The organism is Mycoplasma marinum, from assembly GCF_004335975.1.
In the GTDB taxonomy this organism is placed as follows: domain Bacteria; phylum Bacillota_I; class Bacilli_A; order Mycoplasmatales; family Metamycoplasmataceae; genus Mycoplasma_K; species Mycoplasma_K marinum.
Map to the genome: position 1 here is coordinate 1 of NZ_PSZO01000001.1, position 24,368 is coordinate 24,368.

A 24,368-nucleotide genomic window follows, 5' to 3' on the forward strand; every position below is an offset into this window, starting at 1 on the left:
TCGAACTCATTTCAAGTCCGAATCTTTAATATACAATTTTTGTATAATTTATTTATAACTGTAAAAGTGTTGCACTTTAAATTACAATGAAGAAAGAACAATAAAGTTCTTTTAATATTACTTTTCTTTCTTAATAAATTCATCAATTGTCATTGTTTCTTGTTCTTTTGAACCATATGCTCTAACATTGATTGTTTTATTTTCTTTTTCATCATCCCCAATAACAAATTGATACTTAACTTTTGAAAGTTGAGCGTTCCTCATTTTCTTACCAAGTCTTTCCTTTGAATCATCAATTGTGACTCTTACACCTTTTGATTCCAATTCTTTCATAACTTCAAGTGCATAGTCTAAATGGTGTTCATTAGAAACTGGGAGTATTGAAACTTGTTTTGGTGCTAGTCAGTATGGCAATACACCTTTTGTTTGTTCAAGTATAGTTGCAATAAATCTTTCATATGTAGAAAGGAATCCCCTGTGTATTAGTACAGGTCTTACCTTGTTCTCATTTTCATCTCAATAATGAGCATCAAATTTTTCAGGAAGTAAGAAATCCAATTGTAATGTTGAAAGTGTCACCTCATGCCCAAGAGCAGTTTTAACTTGGATATCTATTTTAGGTCCGTAAAATGCAGCTTCACCAATCATTTCTTTATATTCGATTCCTAAATCTTTTAAAACCTTTCTTAAATCATCTTCTGCACGAGACCACATTTTTTCATCACCGTGATATTTTTCATTATCTTTTGGATCTCTTAATGAAAGAGAGACATAATCAATTTCAATATTGAATTTTTCAAGACCTTCTTTAATTAGGTTGTATGAATTTTTAAATTCTTCTATAATTTGATCTTCTCTACAGAAAATGTGTCCTTCAGTTAATTCCATTGATCTAACTCTTTCAAGTCCAGAAAGTGCACCTGATTTTTCATATCTATATAAACGTGATTGTTCTGATAAACGCAATGGGAAATCTCTATAAGAACGTCTTTGAGAGTTAAGTATTATGAAATGATGCGGACAAGTCATAGGTCTCATAACTAATTCTTCACCATCAACTGAAACAGGTTCATACATATCATCTTTGTAGTGTGCTCAATGTCCGGATTGTATATAAAGGTTTTTTGAACCAAAAGCAGGTGTTTGAACTTCTGTAAAACCAAATCTTTTTTCAGTTTTTCTAACGTATTCTTGGATTATATTCTTCATTATTTGTCCATCAGGTAAATAAATTGGAAACCCTTTACCTGCAAGTTCTGAAAACATAAATAAATTCATTTCTTTACCAATTTTTCTATGATCTCTTTCAGCTCTTTCAGCTCTTATAGTCAAATAATCTTCTAATTCTTTTTTTGTTTCTCATGCAGTACCATAAATCCTTGTTAACTGGATGTTATCTGAGTTACCTCTTCAGTATGCACCAGCTAAATTAAGAAGTTTAAAATGTTTAACTTCCGATACTTTTTCAACATGCCCTCCAGCACACAAGTCTGTAAATAGTGACTTTTTATTTGTAGGATTGATCATTCCATAATAAGTAATTTCTTTACCTTGAGATGTAAATTCATTAATCAATTCTTGTTTGTATGGTTGATCAGAGAGATCTACAGCATCTGTTCTTTGAACTTTATATCCACCAGCAAGCATTTTAGACATTTGTTTCTCAATTTTTTTAAGATCTGATTCTTGGATTGGTTCTACAAACTCAAAGTCATAATAAAATCCTTCCTCTATAGCTGGTCCAAATCCCAACTTTGTTTCTGGATATAACTTTAAAACTGCGGCAGCCAAAAGGTGTGAAGCAGTATGGTTTAATTCTTTATTTACTTTCATTTTTATTTCCTTTCAAAATAAAAAGAGCCGTTTAGAAGGCTAACGTACCACTCCTAAAAGACTCTTATTTTTGCTATTGTTATTTTAATAAATAAGTAGTAATCAATATTCAATATTATTCCCACTTTCACCATCTTGGGACTCGCTATTTAATATCACAAATATCAATCTTGTCTTATTCATAAAAATTATATTACTTTTTAGTAAAAAATAAATATTTTTATAAGTTTTTATTAAAAAAAGTGCCTCAAAGCACTTTTCATCCATTATTTAATTAGTAATGATTCTTCATTCATTGAAGAACCTTTTTCAACACCCATGTAATCAAGTACGGTAGGTGCAACGTTAGCTAACTTACCCGTTGAAGCTAACTTAATATTTTTATCTGAACATACAAATAATACTGGTGAAGAAGTATGTTTAGTTGCTGGACCACCTTTTTCATCTATCATTATTTCAGCATTACCATGGTCAGCCGTAATAAATAATGTTCCACCAATTGAATTTAATTTATCTAAAATACGACCAACTTGAAGATCTAATTCTTCCATAGCAACAATGGCAGAATCAAGGTCTCCTGTATGACCAACCATATCAGGATTGGCAAAGTTCATAATTGTTAAATCATATTTATCAACAACTTCAATTAATTTTGTGGCAATTCCTTCAGCAGACATTTTAGGTGCCTCAGTGAATGATTTTACCTTTACAGAGTCGATAAGAATTCTATCTTCTCCTTTATATTCAACATCTACCCCACCATCCATAAAGAATGTAACATGAGCGTACTTTTGAGTTTCAGCTATACGCAATTGTTTTAGACCTGCTTCTGAAATAACTTTACCAATTGGTGTTGGAACATCCATCATATCAAATGCAATTTCTGTTGGAACTCCCTCATATTTCATCATTGAAACAACTGGGACATTTTTTAATTGCACTGATGGTTTAACATCATATACTTTTGAGTGTCCAACCATTAAATGAGCAAGTTGTCTAGCTCTATCTGGTCTAAAGTTAAAGAATATTACCGAGTCATTATCTTGTAAAAATTTAACATTAGAATTATTGTTAATTGCCGGTTCTATAAATTCATCAGTATTACCTGCTGCATATTGATTTTTAACATATTCATAAATATCATCAAATGATTCGTTTGCATTACCCATTATTGATTGATAAGCTTTTTCTGTTCTTTCAAACATAGCATCACGATCCATCGAGAATAACCTTCCTGAAACTGAACCTAAATTAAATCCATATTTTTCAAGTCTTGGCATTAACTCCTCTAATGATTCAGCAAAAGCATCCGGTGCTACATCTCTACCATCTGAAAATGCATGAACTGTAACATCTTTAACACCTTGTTCATCAATCATTTCAAGTAGTTTTCATAAATGTTTATCTAATGAATGAATCCCACCTGGCGAAAGAAGTCCCATTAAGTGCAATGTAGAATTGTTTTCTTTTGAATGTTTGATAGCCTTCATAAATGCTTCATTTGATTTGAATGTATTATTATCCATTGCATTTTGAATTAGTGAAAGTCCAGTATAAACAACCTGTCCTGCCCCAATATTAAGATGTCCAACTTCTGAATTACCCATTTGACCTGCAGGTAAACCAACATGTTCTCCCGCTGCATTAACAAGAATATTTGGGTATTCAGCAAATATTTTATCGAATACTGGTGTATTAGCTTGTTGTACTGCATTTCCTTCTTTTTTATCAATAGTTCCAAGACCATCAATTACCATTAATACTACTGGTTTTTTCATTTTTTTCTCCTTTTAATGTCTTATTATTTAATTAAAAAATGGTTTAACCCATTTATTAGTAATTATTTGTTTAATGTAAGCAATTTGATAAATGACTCAGGTTGCACTGATGCACCACCAACTAATGCACCATCAACATTTGGTTGTGCCATTAATTCTTCAACGTTTCCTGGTTTAACTGAACCACCATATTGAATCAATACTTCTTCTGAAGTAATTGATCTAATGTAAGCACACATTTCTTCTGCATATGCTGAAGTAGCTGTTTTACCAGTACCAATTGCTCATACAGGTTCGTAAGCAATTACAACATTTGCTCAATCAGTAATTCCTTCTAATGAAGCAAGAGTAGAAGCTTTAACAACTTCTTTTGATTTACCTTCTTCATATTGTTCTAATGTTTCTCCAACACAAACGATTGGTGTAATTCCATTTGCTAAAGCAACTTTAGTTTTCTTATTAACATCAGCATCTGTTTCATTAAACATTGATCTTCTTTCTGAATGCCCTAGAATTACTGCATTTGATCCAACAGATTTAATCATCTCAACAGATAACTCCCCTGTGAATGCTCCGTTTGATTCAAAATGCATATTTTCAGCTGCTACAATAAAATTGTCTTTTGCTGTTTCTGATAATACTGCTAAGTCAATAGCTGGTGCCCCTATTCCAAATTTCATTGTTGATGCAATCTTATCTTTATTTTGTTCAAATAAAGAATTAAACTCTTCCATAAAAGCTTTAGCTTCTGCTGGTGTTTTATTCATTTTTCAATTTCCTACGATAATTTGATTTCTCATTGTTTTCTCCTTAGTTATGATAATTATTATTATATAAATATATTTTAACATTTTAGTGGTTAAAAAGGTCAAAAAAAATAGACAAAATGCCTATTTTAATAAGTTTATTTTCATGGAGCGTTAATTACATCTGTAGCAACAAGTGTAATGTAAATAAACATTGCAACAACCAATACGAATATAACAATTAAAAGGATTTCTTCTATTCTTGAAGAGTTTTTAATTTTTTTGTTTTCTTTAACTAAATTCGCAACTTCTGTTTTAAGTTCTGCAACTTCTTTATTTGTTTCACTATCTGCTTTTCTTAATTCTTCATGCTCATTTGTATTTTTTACAATAGCTTCATTTGCTTTTTTAGCTTCTTCTCTTGCTTCTTTAGCAATTTCCATAGCATCTTCTTTTTTAGTAACTTTTCTAACTTGGCTTAATTCTAAAATTTTAGCTTTTTGTTCTTTAAGTAAAGTAATGATTTCTGTATCTTGACTACCTGAAGCCAATTTAGCTTGTTTATTAGCTTCAATCAATCAGTTTGAAGTATATTTACCATCTTCATGAATTTTAATTCTTCCTTGTCTACCTTTAACTTCTCTTATTTTTCTTTCAGCAATAGCAAATGCTTCCGCTTTTGTTTTATGATGTGTATAACCAACTACACCATCTTTTTTAACAGTTCATTTTTTAAGACCTTTTTTTGAAACAGTAAAGTTAACATTTAAAATAATTGGTTTTTTATTCACTTCTTTTTTGGGTTCTTCTTTTGCAACAGTTTTTGTAGTAGCAGATTTTGTTGTAATTTCCTTAGTTTCCGAAGCAGCTTTTTTTACTTCAGTTGGTTTATTCTTAGTATTTTTTGCTAATTCTTCTTTTTTAATTTCTGACATTTTTAATTCTCCTTGTAAATGTTTTTATGTTTAAAATCAAAGCCGGAAGAATGTAATTATTATTAATTAATTTACTTCATATGTCATTCTTGTACACGGAACTTACTTGATAAAATAATTTTACCACAACAAAACGTCAAACTTGTAAAAAACAATTATTTTTATTAAAATAAATAAAATATTAGTTATTATTTTACAAAAAATAGCACATTTTAAAGTCAATTTCAACTTTAATCACATTCACTTATCTCTTTAAGTAAAAAAATGGTTTTTTATATAGTAATATACTTACAAATATTTTTTTTAAAATTTAATTGTTGTAAAAGTACATAAAAACCTTTATTATTAATATTATGTAGAAACATTTTATTAAATTTAGTTTCTTCAGATAAATATAAAAGTAAGGAGAAAAAGATATGAAAAGTGACTACTTTGGAACACAGGTGCCATTAACAACACAATTTATTCGTGGTGTATGGCATATGTTTAGAGCTTCAAAAGATGAATTTAATCAAGAATGCTTGCATAAATTGCAAAAAATAAATCCTAATTTAAACTTTAATAAAATTTTAGTTATCAATGCTATTGTATTTGATGAATTAGTTACAAAACAATTAATTTCTAAACATTTGAAAAAAGATGCAGGAAATACTTCTAAAGTTATAAAAGAACTTGTTGCTGACGGGATAGTTATAGAAGAAAAGGTAAAAGGTCTAAGATCAAATATTTTATCGGTTAATAAAAAATTCTATAAAAGTTATACAATTTTAATAAATGAATTTTATCAAGGTATATTTAGAATACATTTCCTTGAGATGTTTAAAAAAATGGCTAAAGTTTCATTAAATGAAGATATACATGAAATAGATGTGATTCTTTCAGATATGTGACATAACAAGATGCAAAAATAAATTTTTTATAAAAAAAATCTCGTTTACCGAGTTTTTTCTCGCCCTTTTCCCAACCTTAATATTAAGACCTAAAAACTTATTTTTAAAAATAAAAGCACTTTTAAAATTGGAATCAAATTAATTAAAGTCTTTAGTTACTTTAAAAAATATTTTTTATCTTACACTTGAAAGTTCTTGTTTGTATTATATATTCTCTAAATGGATGCTAGAAATATATCCATTGCAATTTAATCTAGTAATTGTCCAAGATATTTTTAATTCAAGTTTGCCTTTATGAGACATCATTCTTATAGAAAAGTAGTACTTTACTATTTTATGCAATAATAGGCTTAAAAAGCACATCTTTTAATGCTTTTTAGAAATTACAATCGTATATAATGTGTATTTTAAATTTTACCTTAAGGTTTTGACTTTTATATACTTTCCGCCACTCTTCCTTTAAAGTCAGTTTTGATATTGTTTGCTACTCATATATTTTTTTATTTATGTAACTTTTAACTTTATCGCTTTGAATATTTACATATGAAAAATACCTCACTTAAATCTTAAATATAAGAAAGGCATTTTAAATTTCAATCAAGGTTTAATAAAATATTTAATTAAAGTGCAACATCCTTCAGTTTTAAAGCTAATGCTAATTCCATAAGACTAAATGTATAGTTTGAATAGGGATCAACTGTTAACTTGTCTATAAATTCAAGAATCGGAATATCCACATTAATTCCATTAACCTCTTTTTTAATGTGAGGTTCGGTAATTTTTTTATTTTTAATACCTTCTTTAATTTTGTTATTATTTGAGCCATAATTTTTAATATCAAAAATATTGAACTGTGGTGATATAAAGGCATTTTTTTGCATTTTATATGATTTTAATTTTGCATCAAAATCAATTTGACCATAGTATTGAGCTTGATTACCTGAGATATTTGAAATTGCTGCTTGTAAATCTAATTCTGTTAATTGGAGTGCTTTACCAAAGTCACCAAGCATACTATCAACCTTGCTTAACAGACCAGATATTTTTTCGGGGTGTCCAAGAATTCCAAGGATAGTTTCACTACTAGGCATTTTTGTTTTTGTATCCTTTGATTTTAACATAGGACCAATAAGTACATCATTCAACAATCCGTCTTCTAGCAATGCTCCCACATGTTTTTCATTATATTTAATATTTTGTCTAGCTGTGTTAATTAAATCATGTGCAGTTGTATCAATTTCAAAATAAATATTTTTATTTACGGAATTTCTATAAATAATTAATTTATCAGGAGAGTCTTTAGCAATTTTTTTAAGAAACTTTAGACCACTTTTAAACCCATTATCATTAATAGCATTTTCAGGCTGATCAATAGGTTTAACCATCTCTTTTGCAATACTAGCTTCCATTAGCATTGCATTAGAATAGTCTTCTACTATATCTACTCCACCAGTTTTAAAAGATCTAATTAATTGTTTGCTAATTGCCTTTGTAAGGTTGCCATCAAGGAATGCGTGTATTTTTTTACTTAATTCTAGTTTATCAGTATTGGTAATATTAGCTGTGGTTGAAGCATTTTTTATTGGTACTGAAGAATTTTCAAGTTCTTTTAAAGAACCTATTTTTTCAACATTTGATTCCGTTTTTCAAGTAGGTGAATTTGGATGTTCAATGTTTATTAAAGTGTCGATTACATTATCCAAAACTAATTTTAATTTCCCGAATGCTAATTTAGCCATTAAAACCATCGAACTTTCTTTTTTGGCATCCTTTTTAGTTTCTTTAGTTGCTTCTTCTTTTGTTTCTTTAGAATTTGAACTAATAGGTGTTTCTTGCTTATCTGCAACGCTACCAAATAAGTCGCCTATTATAGTTTCATTATCCCCCATTGCAATTAAGTTGAATAATTCATCAACTTGTACCTTAAGCTTTTTAAGATTTTCTGAAAAGTGTAATTTAGCAGCTTTTAGTTTTTTAATATGTTCCAATTTTATTTTTGAACTAGAATCGTCAGAGCCAGCATTTGCTGAATCATTTTCCCTTAAATAACCAAGCAAAGAAATAACCATTAAATCTGTAACTTTAAGTGCCTGTAATTTTAATTTACCCTTGAAATTTTCAGTGAATTTCATAGTATTTAAAAACGAAGAATAAACACCTTTAATAGCATTCTTTGAATAAGGAGTGGCGGAATATTGAGACAATTGCTTTTCAGAGTATCTGTCTGTTTGTATTTGTGGTTTTAAATTTTTAATTGTAGATTCATTTGCTACTCCACATGAAACAACAACAGAAATAGGAGTTGCAATTGCAACGGGAATTGCCATACTTGTTAGAACAATCTTTTTATTTAATTTAAATTTCATATTATTTACCCTTTGCTCCTAAAAATTCATACACTAAATCCATAAATGGTTTTAGACGATTAAAGAATTTATCTAGGTTATCCTTTCTATATGTTATTTTGTCATTATTAGCTTTATCAATTACTCTAATTTGTGGTGAATAGTAATTATCAAGTTTTAGTGTTCCATCTGTATTTTCCTTAATATCAATAACAATTTGAGCTTTATCACCAATTAAGTAAGTTAATAAGGCAAACATGTTGTTTTCAACACCAATTAATACATCAGACCCTGAATTTGTGAAAGAATTGAACATTTCCGGAATATTTTCAATGCCATTAACACCTAAAAGTTTCCCTCCTTCTTCACCTGCAGCACTAAGAATATTCGATATTGAATTCCCACTTAAAACACTCTTAATCATAGGCAATATGCTTGTAAAATCCATTCCTTTATTAGAAGTGTGTGTTGATGCATCTTTTCCATCTGATACATGTTTTTTATAGAGTTCTTTAAGACTAATGTCTTTAAGATCAATGTTTTTTCAATCTTTTTTTTGTCTTTCTTTCGCTCTATCAAGAATTCCTCCAATAAGGTTATCAGCTTCCTCGCCTTTTATAATACCGAAATTATCTAATGTTCCGTGTTTTTTGAATTCAGTGTAATTAAAATTCTTTTTGAAAGTATTAGTTATTTTTCTAGCATTAACATCTTTAATAATGTGATAAATAAATTCGCCTTTAATAATATTGCCTTTTTTATCCTTAACTGCTTCTCTATAAATTTCATATTCTTTAGAATTATCTTTCATTAATTCATTAGTTGTCTTAAAAATTGAATTTTTTTGTTCTTCTTTAGAAGCGAAGAAATTACCATCTACTTTTAATTTTTTCAAGAATTTTAAATCACTTGATTCCTTTGAACCATTTATAGGTTTTGCAGATATTAACTCAGTAATCTTAGAATCTAATGTCGATGTTTTGGCTACGAAGTTTTCTTTTTTATTTCATTCTTTTTCTCAATATATTGAGTTTCCTAAGAATTCTAATGTGTGGTCAACAATAACTTTAAAAATATCTAATAAATCATTGATCTCACTTTTTATTCCATCCTTAATTTTTGAACCATCTTTAGAAATTGAGTTTAAAAAGATGTTGTTTTTATAGAGTTCTTCAACAAGAATATTAATAATCGAATCTTTACTTTCTGCAATTTTATCAAAGACTTGATTATCAATAGTATCTTTAGAAGCAAAAATCTCTTTCGCTAGTTTAAGTTTATCAGTTTTTTTTCTTAATGCAGTTTTTGTACCAATATATTCTTTAAAAGCATCACTTAATTGAGTAAATGATTCCCCTATTTTTGGCAATAATCCGCCTATTTCTTCTTTTATTTTATCCATAACAATTTTTCTTGAAGCTGAAATATTTGGATCTGAAGAATTAAAGAAATCGATTAACCCTATTTTTAAACTTGTTATTTTGATAGTTCTTGTTATGAAACTTTCACCTTTTTTAATTGTCACCGTAACAATATCTCCATTTTGTAATGCAGCTGAATTAATCCTATTTGTAATATCTTCAGTCTTGCCATTTGAATGTTTAACATTAAAAGTTAAGTCCAAAGCTCCAGTTAAATCATTCTTTGTAATAGTTTCTTCAATTGAACCCGTACCACTTAAGCCATTGATAATGATGGGATCTAATTCAACATCATCAAATATTTTTGGCTCTTTTTTACTAATATTAATTTCATCTATTTGTGAAAATTTAGTAGAAATTAAATCGTTCAACATTTTCTTTTTGAATTCTTTTTTATTTAAAATAACTCCATTTTTTACATGCATAAAATTATGAGTTCTTGATTTCACGAATGTTTTAGATTTCTCAATTAATTCTTCATTTTGAGCTGTGCCATCAAAATAAACTTTATCCGAGGGACTAATTTTACCATCATTAGCCACTACAACTCTACCCACCAAAATATTTTTTAATGAGCCTTTTGCAGCTTCTTCTGTAGTCGTTTTTTTAATTACATTATTTGGTGTGGAAGGATTTTTTCAAGTTGACACTTTTTTAAGTTCTGCCTCTATTTGTTCTTTTGAATAGTTTTTTCCAACAATAGAATTAGCTCCACCAATTTCATTATTAGCAGTTGCCTTAACTTTAACATATATATTCCCAGTACAATCTCCAGTACCTGCAAAAATATGTGTATTTTCACCAACCACAGACTTAACGGGTGCAGCATTACCAGTTTCATAATCAAATAACGGTAATGTTTTGTCAGCCGCAAAAGCAATTTTAGATTTTTTAATTGCATCTTCAATATTTTTACGATTTTCAATTTCTGAAAATTGAGTAAAATTACCTACACTATGTAAAAATGCTCCTTTTAAGTGATTTATAAGAGCGAACTCTTTAAAAGCCTCATCTTTTGTAGCAAAGGCTTTTTTATCATAAATAAATTTTAATGTGTCTAATTCAAGATCGGTAGTTTCATCGTTATCTTGAGCTTCGATTGTCTTGTCCTTTATGAAATTATAAATTAACTTAAGCTTATCAATTGTTTGAGTTTTATTTATTAATTTTAATAAATCAAATACAAAAAGTTTAGAATCAGTTTCAATTGATTTTAATGAACTATTAGAAGTTAAACCAGTTGATGATATATATAGACCATTATTCCTATCTGAAACAGAACCAACATCTTTTTTTAAGTGCCTCTTCTAACTTAGTTTTCAATATAACTTTAAGATCTTCTATTGACGTTAAATCAATATTTTTAATTTCAGAAAAAGTTTTTTTAACTCTTGATATAGGCTGTTTTTTAGAAGTTCCTTCAACTTCTTTAAGTGCTTCTAATTTTGAATTAAATCATTTACCATTAACTTCAAATTTTCTTTCAAAATTAAATCCATCATCCTCTACATATCTATTAAGCCCATAATCTTCGTAATCGTCAATCAATCATTTAAATGATATTGTATCACTATAATCTTCATCTTCATAAACTTGAATTTCCCATGTTCTAGACTTCATTAAATTTCATAAATAATCAAGATCATTAATTGTATTTGAATCATCAACCATTTTCTTAATACTTGTTGCTTTGTAATTTTTACCTTCAAATAAAGTCTCATCTAAAAATAATTTAGTATTTGTATATGCCCTCCCAGAAGGAAGTGTTATTTTAGCAATATTCTCACCTGCTACTGGTGAGTTAGTAATTTTTTCTACGTAACTCGCTTCATTTGTATATTTTTTCAAAGTGGAAATCACTTTTAAAAATTCTTTTTTATATTTAGAAACTTCATTTGAATGATCAATAATTTTATATTTTGGGGTATATTCAGCAAGACTTAAGTCCTTTAATTGTTCAATAATCGTTGTGTGATTTGCGCTGGTAGTTTTTATATTATTTTTAGTAACATAAACTTTCCCATCCTCATTACCAACATTATCGAGTTTAACTTTATTAATTCCCAATATAGCTCCAGATTTACCGAATTTTTTAGTATTTTTATCATAAAATTTTTCTGAATAAACCTTGCCACTTTTATCACCATTTGGACCTTTTAAATATTCATCAATTGCATCATCCATATTTAAAAATCCCTTATTGTTAAGAGTGAATATTGTTGATTTTGCCTTAACTTCCTTATCCTGCACATCTTTTAATATGTGAGTCTTTTTGGCATCATTAAATATATTCCCAGTATTTTTAAAGTATACTTTTTGAATTTTTACATCCTTTCGGTAAACATCAAAGAGTTCTTTCTTTGTAAGGTATTCCTTACCTTTATATTTATAAGCATAAACCTTATTTGATGAATCATTTAATTCTTTGTCTAATTTATCATCAATATACTGTTTTTGTGCTTTTTCAGCTTGTTTAAAAGTATCGTACTTTTTACCATCAAACTTGAAAAAGTGTATCCTATTAGCATATTTATCTGTTTTTTGTTTACCACAAGAAATTGCAGTAGCTAAAACACCAGTTGTCAATAGAGCTCCAAGAGCTGTTGAACTAACTATTACTTTATACTTTCTTTTCATTTTAATCTCCAATAAATTCGCCAATATTGTTTGCGAATAAAACTATTTTATCATTTTAGTCTCCAAAGACAAATAAATGCAACTCAAAAACACCTCTTTTTTAGCGGTTTGAATGCTATTTTTTTAATACTTATAATTTAAAAAACTAGTATTAAGTCAAAAAAATACAATTTAAATAAATGGAATGAAAAAAAATGAAGATTGATAAATAAATTCAATATTATTAAGTATTTTATAAAAATAAAGACATAAAAAACATCGTGTGAATATGTTCACATGATGCATAACGCTATGGATGTGTTTCTTATCTTTATACCTTTATTAGGAGTATAGATTTTTTATTGTTTTGTATTATTTATCTTGAATTGCAACAATACCAGGTAAAGGTTTACCTTCCATATAAGTCAATGAAGCTCCACCACCTGTTGAGATATGAGTGAATTTATCTTCAAATCCTAATTTGATTGCTGCTGCTGCTGAATCACCACCACCAATAACAGAGAAAACTCCTTCTTGTTTAGCGATTGTTTCACAAACAGCTTCTGTACCTTGTTTGAAGTTTTCAAACTCAGCAACTCCCATTGGTCCATTTCAAACAACAGTTTTAGCACCTTTAAGAGCTTCTTTATATAGTTCTATTGACTTGTCACCAAGGTCAAGACCCATATATCCAGCAGGAACATCAATTCCCTCTGATACAATTCTTGAATTATCAGCAAATCCTTCAGAGATAGCATGATCAACTGGTAATAAAATTTTATCTGAACCTTCATCTAAGAATTTTTTAGCTAAATCGATGTAATCTTCTTCCAGTAAAGAAGCACCAATTTCATGACCCATAGCTTTTAAGAATGTATAAGCCATTCCACCACCAATAAGAATTTTATCAGCTTTAACTAGTAAGTTTTCAATAACAGCAATTTTATCTGAAACTTTAGCTCCACCAACGATTGCAACAAATGGGTGTGAAGGTGCATCTAGTCCTTTTGAAAGCATTTCAACTTCATTTTGAACTAAGTATCCTAATGCAGATTCAGAGATGTTTGAAGCTATCCCTACATTTGAAGCATGTGCACGGTGTGCAGTTCCAAACGCATCATTAATAAATACATCACCAAGTGAGGCTCAATATTTACCTAATTCTTCATTATTTTTTGATTCAGCTTTTCCATTAAGATCTTCATATCTTGTATTTTGGAACATAATTAATTCTCCAGCTTTCATTGAATCAATTGCCCCTTCTAATTCAGCACCTCTTGTTGCGTCGATAAATTTAACTTCTTTACCTAATTTTTCAGCTAATTTAGCTGCAACAATTTCTAGTGAATTTGCAGCTTTATCTTCCTCTTTAGAGATTCTTCCAAGGTGAGAGAAAAGTATTGCTTTTCCACCTTCAGAAATAACTTTTTTAATTGTTGGTAATGCAGCATCAATTCTTTTTTCAGAAGTGATAACCCCATCTTTAATTGGAACATTAAAGTCTACACGTAGTAAAACTTTTTTATCCTTTAATTGAACATCGTTTATTGATTTTTTCATTTTTTTCTCCTTGTTATTAATGTAAATATTTCTTAAAAATTATACTACTTTTCAATAAATATAATAGCAAAACAATTGTTAAAATAAAAAAAATAGCTCTTTGAAAGCTATTCTAATTTTATTATTTTTTAATAAAGTATGTTTTTGGATCTCTAATATCGAATTTACCTTTTTCTTCATAGGCAGCACCTGTACCAGCAGGAATTCTATGTCCAAGTATAATGTTTTCTTTAAGACCTATTAAATGATCTTTTTTACCTGAAATTGATGAGTGAACAAGAATCTTGGCTGTCTCTTGGTATGAAGCAGCAGCAAGGAATGAACTTGATAATAGAGGTGTTTGTTTGGCACCTTTAATAATAACTTCACCATATGAAGGATTCTTACCTTCAGAGATTAATCTAGTATTTTCATCATGGTAATCATATACATCAACTAAAGCTCCAGCAAAGAATGTTGAATCTCCAGGGTCAGTAATAGCGATTTTTGAAAGCATTTGTCTAATAATAATTTCAATATATTTATCTGATATAGCAATACCTTGCATTCTATATAGACGTTGAATTTCTTTAAGTAAGTAATGTTGTACCTCACGAGAATCTGCAACTTCTAATAGTTCTTTAAGAATAATTGGACCTTCAACAAGTTTTTGTCCAGGGATAATTTGTTGATCTAGCTTAACTCTAATTTTTCTATCAGAAGTAAATTTATATTCATAAGAATTAATTAATTCACCATTATTTTTTGTTGCATCAACAACAATTTTAGTAATGTTTGGTGTATCTTTTTGTTGTTCTATTGAAACAACTTTACCTTTTGTTTTTGAAATTACAGCTGGACGACCTCAAGGTTTGTCATAAGCATCTATAAGTTCAATAAGTCTTGTAAATCCACCCGTAATATCTTCAACACCAGCAACACCACCTGTATGGAATGTACGCATTGTAAGTTGTGTTCCGGGTTCACCAATTGATTGAGCAGCAATAATACCAACCGCTTCACCAATATTTACAACTCTATTAGTTGCTAGATCAATACCATAACATTTCTTACATACACCATGACGTGTATGACAACCAAGGATTGATCTAATTTCAACAATTTTAACTCCTTTAGCAGAAATTTCAGCAGCTTTTTTAGGAGAAACAAGTTCACCAGAAGCAACAATAATTTGACCATCAACAATAACATCTTTATTGATAAATCTTCCTGTAATACGTTCTTCCATTGAAACAATTGTTGTATTTGTCTTAGTATCAATAATGTTTTTAGCTGAGAAACCAAAATCTGAGAAACAATCTTCTTCTTTAACAACAATATTTTGAGCAACATCAACTAAACGTCTAGTTAAATAACCAGATTTAGCTGTATTAAGCGCTGTATCAGTTAGACCCTTACGAGCACCGTGAGTTGATGAGAAGAATTCGAATCCTGTTAGACCTTCTAAGAATGAAGATTTAACTGGAACTTCAATTGTTGATTTAACAAGAACATCATTTTCAGCATCAGCCTTAAATGTTTTAGAGTTATTGGCCATAAGTCCACGCATACCAGCAAGTTGAACAAAGTTGGCAATATTTCCACGAGCACCAGATTCCATCATCATAAAGATTGAGTTTTCTGGATGTTCTTCAACTTTTTGTTGAAGGTCAGATTCAATTTCTTTTTTGATTTCAGCTCAACGACCAATAGCAAGATTATATCTTTCAGCTTCCGTTATGAAACCATCAGCATATAATTCTGTAAGATCATCAACATATTTCTCACCTTCTTTAACTTTGTCATTTTTAATATCTGATTTAATAATGTCAGAAATTGATATTGATGAACCAGAAAGCATTGAGAATTTGAATCCTAATCCTTTAATTTTATCAAGAACATCAGCTACAAGGTTTGTATAGTTAAATCATACATACTCTAATAATTGAACTTTATCTTCAACTTCAAATATTGGAGTTACACCCTCGTTTGCAAGTGTTAGTTCACGAGATATTTTTGAGTATCCTTCTTTAACAAACATTGCTAATGAAGTGGCATGTTTATATGAAAGTTCTTCATTTTTATAATCTTTAATTTGGCAGAACATAATCAATGAATCTTCGTAGTTTTCATTATTTAATTGTTCTATAACTCTAGCAATGTCTTCCATTGTTATAGTAGCTACATAAGTATCAAATACCGCTCTAACAATTTTAGCAATATCTTTTTTACCTAAGGCTTTCTTAATTTCCATCCCTTTAATAAATTCTTTAAAGTTTGTTCCTTTTGGAGCAATATATTTTTGAACATCAGCATTATTTGATGTAGCAGATTTATTATCGAAAATAAATGGGAAGTCATTAGGGAATGATTTATTAAATATGAATTTACCAACAGTTGAAATCACATAACCTTCTTTATCAAGTAATGAAGGTTTTTCAAATGTTGAAGTTGGTAATGCAACACGTGCATGAACAGAAACTTCTTCTAAATCATAAGCCTTTTGCATTTGTTCGAAACTACCAAAGTATCTTCCTTCACCTTTAGCACCAGCTTTTTCTTGTGTTAAATAGAATAAACCTAAAATCATATCCTGTGAAGGATTAATAATTGGTTCACCATCTTTTGGTCCAAGAATATTTTTATTCGCTAACATAAGTTCTTTTGCTTCACGACGTGCAGCTGGAGAAATAGGAACGTGAACAGCCATTTGGTCACCATCAAAATCGGCATTGAAGGCACCACAAACAAGTGGGTGTAATTTAATAGCTTTACCTCTAACTAATACAGGTTCAAAAGCTTGAACTGAAAGTCTGTGAAGTGTAGGGGCACGGTTAAGAAGAACTTGTTTACCTTCAATTGACTTTTCAACATGTGGTCAAATTGAATTATCTTGTTCTTCGATTAATTTTTTAGCCATTTTAATTGATGAAGCAATTTCTTCATCCATTAGTTGTTTAACAATTCATGGTTCAAATAATTTAGCAGCCATTCCACGAGGAATACCAACTTCATGCATTTTTAATGAAGGTCCAACAACAATTACTGAACGACCTGAATAATCAACACGTTTACCAAGTAAGTTTTGTCTAAATCTACCTTTTTTACCTGTTAAAGCATCTGAAATTGATTTCAATGGACGCCCATCTTTAGAAGGAACAGGTGCTGGTTTTCTACGTTGGTTATCAATTAATGCATCTACTGCTTCTTGAAGCATACGCATTTCATTTTGAACAATTAGAATAGGAGCTTCTAATTCAAATCATTTTCTTAAACGATTGTTTCTAATAATTATACGTCTATATAATTCGTTAACATCAGTTGTTGAGTGTCTACCACCATCTAATTGAATTAAAGGACGCAAATCAGCAGGAAGAATTGGTAAATTTTTAATCATCATTGATGTTGGTTTTTGACCTGATTCAATAAATGAGTTTACAACTTGCAATCTCTTGTAGAGTTTATTTCTCTCTTGAATTTTTGTTGTTGGAATTTTACCTGTTTTCTTAAATAATGAATTAATTTTATCGATTTGAAGTTGAATAGTTTTTGATTCGTTTTCAAGATCTAGATTTTCTAATAGATATTCAATAGCTTTTGAACCAGTCATAATTCTAGCATCTGAATATTGTTCGATGATTGTATTAATTTCATAGAAATCAATACCATAATCTTTACCCATTTTTGATGAAGCAGTTTCTTCTAACTCTTCAATAGCCATTTGTATATCTTCAGCTTCCATTGAATCACCAGCATATTTTTGTTGGATTTCTTTAAGAGCATCTCTATATAAAATAGCAGCATCATTAATATTAATAATTGAGTTTTTAGGAAGTGCCTTAATTCCACCTGATTTAACAACGATATGTGATTTAAAATAAATTAAATTTTCAATAGCTGCTCTTGGGTGTAATTTAGTTTTACCTTCTTCTCTTAGACCAAGTAATTTAGAAATTATTGAGTGGTCAACTTTGAAATATCAAAAGTGAATAACTGGTGATGCCAATTCAATATGACCCATTCTATTACGTCTTGAAGATTTAGGTAGAATTTCTGGTTGTCTTAATTTACATTCTTCAGTTTTTTCACAAATTTGACCCTCATTAGTTCTTTTGTATTTTGTACCACAAATTGCACATTTGTAATCTGTTGTAGGTCCAAAAATAAGTTCATCAAATAAACCTTCTTTTTCTGGTTTAAATGATTTATAGTTGATTGTTTCTGGTTTAGTTACTTCACCGTTTGATCATTCTCTAACATCTTCTGATGTTGCTAATGAAAGTGAAACACTTTTTACTGCATTCGGCGCCACTGTTGCGTATTTACGCGTTACTTTTTCAATTGTACCCATTATTCAACCTCCCCTTCTATTGTATCTTGTTCATTATATTGTTTGTCATTATCAATTTCAACTTCTAACTTAAGTCCAAGCCCACGCAATTCATAAGCAAGAACGTTAAATGATTCTGGCATTCCGGCTTTTGGAACTGGTGCTCCAGTAGCAAGAGAGTTATAAACTTTATTACGACCATCAATATTATCTGACTTGTAAGTTAGTAATTCTTGAAGAATATTTGTAGCACCATATGATTCAATAGCTCATGTTTCCATTTCCCCAAATCTTTGACCACCATTTTGTGATTTACCACCTAAAGGTTGTTGTGTAATTAGTGAGTAAGGACCTACTGAACGAGCATGCATTTTATCATCAATCATGTGTGAAAGTTTTAGCATATACATAACACCTACAGAAACTTCATTATCGAATTTTTTACCTGTAATTGGGTCTGTAAGTTTAAATTTACCACTTGTTGGAAGATTTGCTTCTTCTAATGCACTGTTAATATCATCAAATTTAATACCATCGAAAATTGGAGAAACAAATTTAACACCAAGTTCTCTAGCAGCCATACCTAAGTGAAGTTCAAGCACTTGACCAATGTTCATACGTGAAGGAACACCTAATGGATTAAGCATAATATCTAATGGTGTACCATCTGGTAAGTGTGGCATATCTTCAACTGGAAGAACTCTTGAAATAACACCTTTGTTACCATGACGTCCAGCCATTTTATCCCCAACTTTAATTTTTCTTTTTTGAGCGATATAAACCTTAACGATTTTATCAACACCATCTTCTAATTTATCACCATTATCTCTTGATAAGATTTCAACATTAATAACTGTTCCACCTTGACCATGTTTAACTTTTAAAGAAGTGTCTTTAAGATTTTTAGATCTTTGTGAGAAAATAGCAGCGATTAATTTTTCCTCAGGTGTTGAATTTTCTTCACCTTTTGGCGAAATACGTCCAACAAGAATATCTCCAGCAGAAACATCTGAACCAATAGAAACAATACCTCTTTCATCTAAGAATCTTTTAGCATTTGAAGAAACGTTTGGAAGTTCTGTTGTTAATTCATCATCACCAGCTTTTGATTTTCTGAATTGTAGTGAATATTCTTCAATATGTAATGAAGTATAAACATCTTTTTTAACTAAACGTTCTGAGATAATAATCGCATCTTCATAGTTAAATCCATTTCATGTAGAGAATGCAACAAGAACATTTTTACCAATTGATAATTCACCACTATCGAATGAAGAACCATCAGTAAGAATTTCCCCTTCTTTAACTTTTTGTCCAACTTTAACAATTGGTTTTTGTGAAATTACTGTACCTTGATTTGATCTCTCAAAAGTTCTAAGGTTGTATGTTTTTGTTTTTGAACCGTGTTTAACTTTAATTTCTGTTGAATCAACAAATGTAATTTCTCCATCTTTTGTAGATCTAACATTCATCGCAGAATATTTAGCGATTTCTGATTCAATACCAGTAGCAACAAATGGTGCTTCCGCTTTTAATAAAGGAACAGCTTGACGTTGCATGTTAGAACCCATAAGTGTACGGTTAGCATCATCATTTTCTAAAAATGGAATACATGCAGCAGCAACTGAAGAAACTTGTTTAGAAGAAACGTCAATATAATCAACATCTTTACCAGAAATAATTGTATAGTTATGGTTTTTTCTTACAGTAACGTGCTCATCAGTAATTCTTCCATCTTTATCTAATGTAACTGTTGATTGAGCAAATGATTTACCCTTTTCTTGAACAGCTGATAAGTAAGTTGGTGTAGTAACAACAACTCCATTTTTAACTGGGAAGTAAGGTGTTTCAACAAATCCCAAATCATTAATACGTGAGTAATTAGCAAAGTTAAGAATTAGACCAATATTTGGTCCTTCAGGTGTTTCAATAGGACAAATACGACCATAGTGTGTAGGGTGTACATCACGAACATCGAATTGAGCAGTATCTCTATTTAAACCACCAGGCCCAAGAGAAGTAATTCTACGTTTATTTGAAATTTCAGCTAATGGATTAATTTGATCCATAAATTGTGAAAGTTGTGAAGAGTTGAAAAATGCTTTAAATTGGTTGTAAATAGGTTTGTTATTTGTAATGTTTTTTGGAGTAATTTTATCAACTTCTTTTGAAGACATTCTCTCCTTAGCATTTTTCTCCATTTTTGTAAGACCAATTTTGAATTGATTTTGTAGTAATTCACCAACATTAACTATTCTTTTATTAATTAGTGAATCGGCATCATCATCAGTACCAAGACCTTCCATAATATTGAAATAATATGAGATAGCAGCAACTAAATCTGAAACAACAATGTGGTTTTCAGTTGTTTTTGGATCATTGGCAATAACATTCAATGCAGGTTTCCCAGCATCCATTCATTTTTTAGTTGGATATGCTTTAACAATAGCTATTTTAGTTCTTTCAGCAAGCTCTGGATTATCGTTAATTTGAACACCATAAACTTCTGGAGTGATGTTAGGTATACCAACTGTTTCAATCATTCCTGAATTTAATGCTTTTTGAATTTCGATAGCATCTTCATTAGAAAGTGGTGTTCCAGCAGCAAACAGAACTTTTCCTGTTGTTGTTTTAACATCTTCAGCAAGAATACTATTTCTTAATCTTTCAACTAAGTTAAGTTTTCTATTTATCATGTATCTACCAGTTTTTGAAAGATTATATCTTTTTTCATTGAATAATAAATTAGAAATTAGATTTCTTTTAGACTCGTCTGTAATACGGTCACCTTTTCTAATTACACGATGTAAACCTTCTAAAGCTTCATCTTCAGTAGTAAATTTATCTTTTGCAAATGTATTATAAAGAACTTGTGATTCACCAAATAGGTTAACTATTGTTTCTTTTGTAATCCCCATTGCTCTTAAAAATACTGAAATTGGAACACGTTTGTTTTTATCTAATCTTATTTTAACTCAGTCAATTGAGTTACCAGTAACCCTATGGAAGATTTCAATTCAAGAACCAAGTTGTGGAAGAATTTCCAACTTATTAAATAAGTCATCCCCACCTTGTTGGTTACGAACACGTAAACCATAGTAAGCTCCAGGAGATCTAATAAGCTGCGAAACAATTACTTTTTCAGAACCATTAATCAAGAATGTTCCACCTTCTGTCATAAGAGGAACAGCACCAAATAATACTTCATTTGCGATAATTCCATAATTTTTAGCTTTTTTAGCTTCTGCTTTTGATTTAGCATCTTTTGTTAAATCATCTGTATTTTTAATTAAAAGTGCTATATCAATAGTATCGATGATTTCACCAGTTTCATGATTTGCAATTCTAATTTTTGTTTGTGCTTTGTCCATGATTTTATCTAATTCAATATCTTTTAATTGTTGTAGATCAGAATCAACAGGATTTTCTTCATTGATACGGATAAGGATTGATTGAATTTTAGCTTCATAAGTAGAACCTTTTTGCTTATGTTGCTTTAATCAACCATATTCATTTTTAGGCATTTGCTCAATTTCATTTGAAAATTTAAGAGCAGTCTTTGAGTTATTTTTCTTTTTAGCTAATGCTAATCTTTTCTCTTTATCTTTTCTTTGTTCAACTGGTGTTACGAATTTTAATGTTTTACGTAAGAAGTGGATTCTTGTTTTTCCACTTGTTGAAGTAATTGGATAAATTGTTTCTATTGTTTTTTCAAGACCATTTGTTAAAAACTCATTAAAAGTCTTTCTTTGTACAGCAAGTAAGTTAGGTGTTGATAATTCATGTGTTGTTTTTGAATAATCTCTTCTTTCTGTAAGTGGTCCAAATTTCTTTAATTGGTATTTTTGTGTTGCCATTTCGCCTCTTTCATTATTTATTTCCTTTTCATGCGGAAATACTCCATATTTACAATATGCCTATAAAGTATAACACATCCATTCATTTTTTCAAAGATTTTTTTAGTCTTTTTGAACACTTAAAAATACATTTTTTAGTAAAGAAATATAAAATAATCAGAGTATAAATACCCTGAAATAATGTGCTATATAATTTTCTTATGTTTATACTCTTTTGAAACATTTACGATTCATTTTTTTTGATATCAAAATATGAATGAAGGTATAATAATCAATGATTTAAATAACCTATATATTGCAAACATATATCAAAATCTTAAACTAGTATTGGCTGATATTATTCATAAAATACCGACCTCAAATATAAGTGGTAGTACCGACTTTGATAAGAATTTTTGAAATGATTGTCCACCAATAGTAAGGCTTTGAATAAACGAAGAACCCATTGCAATAAAAATATATGATATTGCAAATACCAACATACATAAAGTTGCTTCGTGTTGAACTTTTCAACTTTGTTTTATGAATATTTTAGGTATGGGATATGCCAAAATCATTATTAATAACATATTGGAAAAAGCAACAACAAAAGTATATATATTTATCCTATAATCGTTAGCATAGGCCTTCTCCAAATTGTTTGCCCCAAGTTCTTTACCAACAAGTAAACTCTTGGATGAAGTGACACCTCTGCTAGCAAATAGAAGTATTTGTGTCCAAGGAGTAATGATACCTAATACAGATACACCAAAAGTACCAAATTCACGCGAAAGTATCATCATACTAGTTAAGAGTATTGCCCTACCAAGAAGAACTGATAACGCACCAAAAATCCGTTTTATAGCCATCTTATTTATTTGATTATCTAATTTAAATAACTCTTTTACAGGAAATGTAAAGTGAAGAATTTTCTTCTTGTGCCCGTAAAACATATAAATTAGAGATACTATATTTGTAACCAAAAAACAGATAAGCGTAGAAACAGCACAACCTATATAACCAAGCCCAAAAACAACCATTAATATGTAATTTAATGGAATATTCAATAATACAGTTGGCACTATAATATACATAACTTGTTTTTGTTTACCTTGTGCAAACATAGCATTCATAAAAGCTTCTGCAAAACCTTCAATTAAAATCAAAACTGCATAAACCCTTACATAATTGAAAGACATATCAATAACGTGTGGATTTTTTGATGAATCAGGGCCTAAAAATAATTTCATTATAGGTTTACCAAGGGTAAACATTATTATTAGTATAAAAAATGAGACTAATGTTGAAAAAACAACACTGGATTTGAAAGCATCTTGCATTTGTTCATATTTTTTAGCTCCAAAAAATTGAGCTAATAAAAAAGAGTATAAATTAGGTATTATTCATACCAACATTAAACTAAATCAATACAATCTAGTTGAGATCGAAAGTGCAGCAATCGAATCTTTAGATCCTCAAAATCCAAGAGACATAACATCAACAACATCAACAACACTAAAAATGATGGTCGAAATTATAATTGGGACTCCAATTTTAAATATTGTTTTTATTAGTTTTTTGTCTCAAAGTTTATAACCTTTATTCTTCATTTCTCTTCAAGAAAAAATTGTTTTTTTATTATTGATATCAATCATATTAAAATATTATCAAAAAAAATAACCCAAAACGGGTTATTTTAAAATTGCATTAAAAGTAAAATGCTTACTTATTAAACAAGTTCAACTTCAGCTCCAGCTGCTTCTAAATCAGCTTTCATTGCTTCTGCTTCTTCTTTTTTAACTGCTTCTTTAATAACTGAAGGCGCTGCTTCAACCATTTTTTTAGCATCCATTAGTCCTGCACCAGTAATTTCTTTAACTGCTTTAATAACAGCAACTTTGTTTCCACCAAATGATTTAAGTGTAACGTTAAATTCTGTTTTTTCTTCTGCTGCTTCTGCTGCAGGTCCAGCTGCTACTGCAACTGCTGTTGGGTCAATCCCAAATTCTTCTTTCATTGCATCAACAAGTTCCATAACTTCTTTGATGTTCATTTCTTTAAGTGATTCGATAAATGATTCTTTTGTTAGTTTAGCCATA

13 protein-coding genes are annotated in these 24,368 nt (G+C 29.5%); 1 reads left to right on the forward strand and 12 read right to left on the reverse strand.

What is annotated here, in order from left to right; translation table 4 throughout:
• Positions 1–117: 117 nt before the first annotated feature.
• The 4 genes from thrS to C4B24_RS00020 form a co-directional block, all read right to left on the reverse strand.
• Positions 118–1,833, reverse strand: coding sequence for a threonine--tRNA ligase (gene thrS / locus C4B24_RS00005; RefSeq protein WP_131598189.1), 1,716 nt, complete (start codon positions 1,831–1,833; stop codon positions 118–120).
• Positions 1,834–2,099: 266 nt separating this feature from the next.
• Positions 2,100–3,611, reverse strand: coding sequence for a 2,3-bisphosphoglycerate-independent phosphoglycerate mutase (gene gpmI, locus C4B24_RS00010; protein ID WP_131598190.1), 1,512 nt, complete (start codon positions 3,609–3,611; stop codon positions 2,100–2,102).
• A gap of 62 nt (positions 3,612–3,673) precedes the next feature.
• Positions 3,674–4,411 carry a triose-phosphate isomerase gene (gene tpiA, locus C4B24_RS00015; protein ID WP_131598191.1) on the reverse strand — a complete coding sequence of 246 codons (738 nt, stop codon included), beginning with the start codon at positions 4,409–4,411 and terminating at the stop codon, positions 3,674–3,676.
• Positions 4,412–4,515: 104 nt separating this feature from the next.
• On the reverse strand, positions 4,516–5,292 hold the full coding sequence (locus C4B24_RS00020) for a hypothetical protein (protein ID WP_131598192.1): 777 nt from the start codon (positions 5,290–5,292) through the stop codon (positions 4,516–4,518).
• Positions 5,293–5,708: 416 nt separating this feature from the next.
• On the opposite strand from C4B24_RS00020, the gene C4B24_RS00025 reads away from it, so the two are divergent.
• On the forward strand, positions 5,709–6,203 hold the full coding sequence (locus C4B24_RS00025; protein WP_131598193.1) for a MarR family transcriptional regulator: 495 nt from the start codon (positions 5,709–5,711) through the stop codon (positions 6,201–6,203).
• A 599-nt stretch (positions 6,204–6,802) separates the two neighbouring features.
• Here the strand turns inward: C4B24_RS00025 and C4B24_RS00030 are convergent.
• From C4B24_RS00030 to rplL, 8 genes are all read right to left on the reverse strand, one after another.
• Positions 6,803–8,548: a hypothetical protein gene (locus C4B24_RS00030; RefSeq protein ID WP_131598194.1), complete on the reverse strand. Its 1,746-nt coding sequence runs from the start codon at positions 8,546–8,548 to the stop codon at positions 6,803–6,805.
• Position 8,549: 1 nt separating this feature from the next.
• Positions 8,550–10,757, reverse strand: coding sequence for a hypothetical protein (locus tag C4B24_RS00035; RefSeq protein WP_131598195.1), 2,208 nt, complete (start codon positions 10,755–10,757; stop codon positions 8,550–8,552).
• A 457-nt stretch (positions 10,758–11,214) separates the two neighbouring features.
• A complete protein-coding gene (locus C4B24_RS00040) occupies positions 11,215–12,585 on the reverse strand; it encodes a hypothetical protein (RefSeq protein ID WP_131598196.1) in 1,371 nt (456 codons plus the stop codon).
• A gap of 351 nt (positions 12,586–12,936) precedes the next feature.
• Positions 12,937–14,124, reverse strand: coding sequence for a phosphoglycerate kinase (locus tag C4B24_RS00045; RefSeq protein ID WP_131598197.1), 1,188 nt, complete (start codon positions 14,122–14,124; stop codon positions 12,937–12,939).
• A gap of 121 nt (positions 14,125–14,245) precedes the next feature.
• Complete coding sequence (gene rpoC, locus C4B24_RS00050) at positions 14,246–18,454, reverse strand: DNA-directed RNA polymerase subunit beta' (protein WP_131598198.1); 4,209 nt, start codon at positions 18,452–18,454, stop codon at positions 14,246–14,248.
• A complete protein-coding gene (rpoB, locus tag C4B24_RS00055; protein ID WP_210725189.1) occupies positions 18,454–22,290 on the reverse strand; it encodes a DNA-directed RNA polymerase subunit beta in 3,837 nt (1,278 codons plus the stop codon). Before rpoB ends, rpoC begins: the two co-directional genes overlap by 1 nt.
• A gap of 185 nt (positions 22,291–22,475) precedes the next feature.
• Positions 22,476–23,924: an MATE family efflux transporter gene (locus C4B24_RS00060; protein WP_131598199.1), complete on the reverse strand. Its 1,449-nt coding sequence runs from the start codon at positions 23,922–23,924 to the stop codon at positions 22,476–22,478.
• Positions 23,925–23,998: 74 nt separating this feature from the next.
• A complete protein-coding gene (rplL, locus tag C4B24_RS00065; RefSeq protein ID WP_131598200.1) occupies positions 23,999–24,367 on the reverse strand; it encodes a 50S ribosomal protein L7/L12 in 369 nt (122 codons plus the stop codon).
• Position 24,368 lies beyond the last annotated feature (1 nt).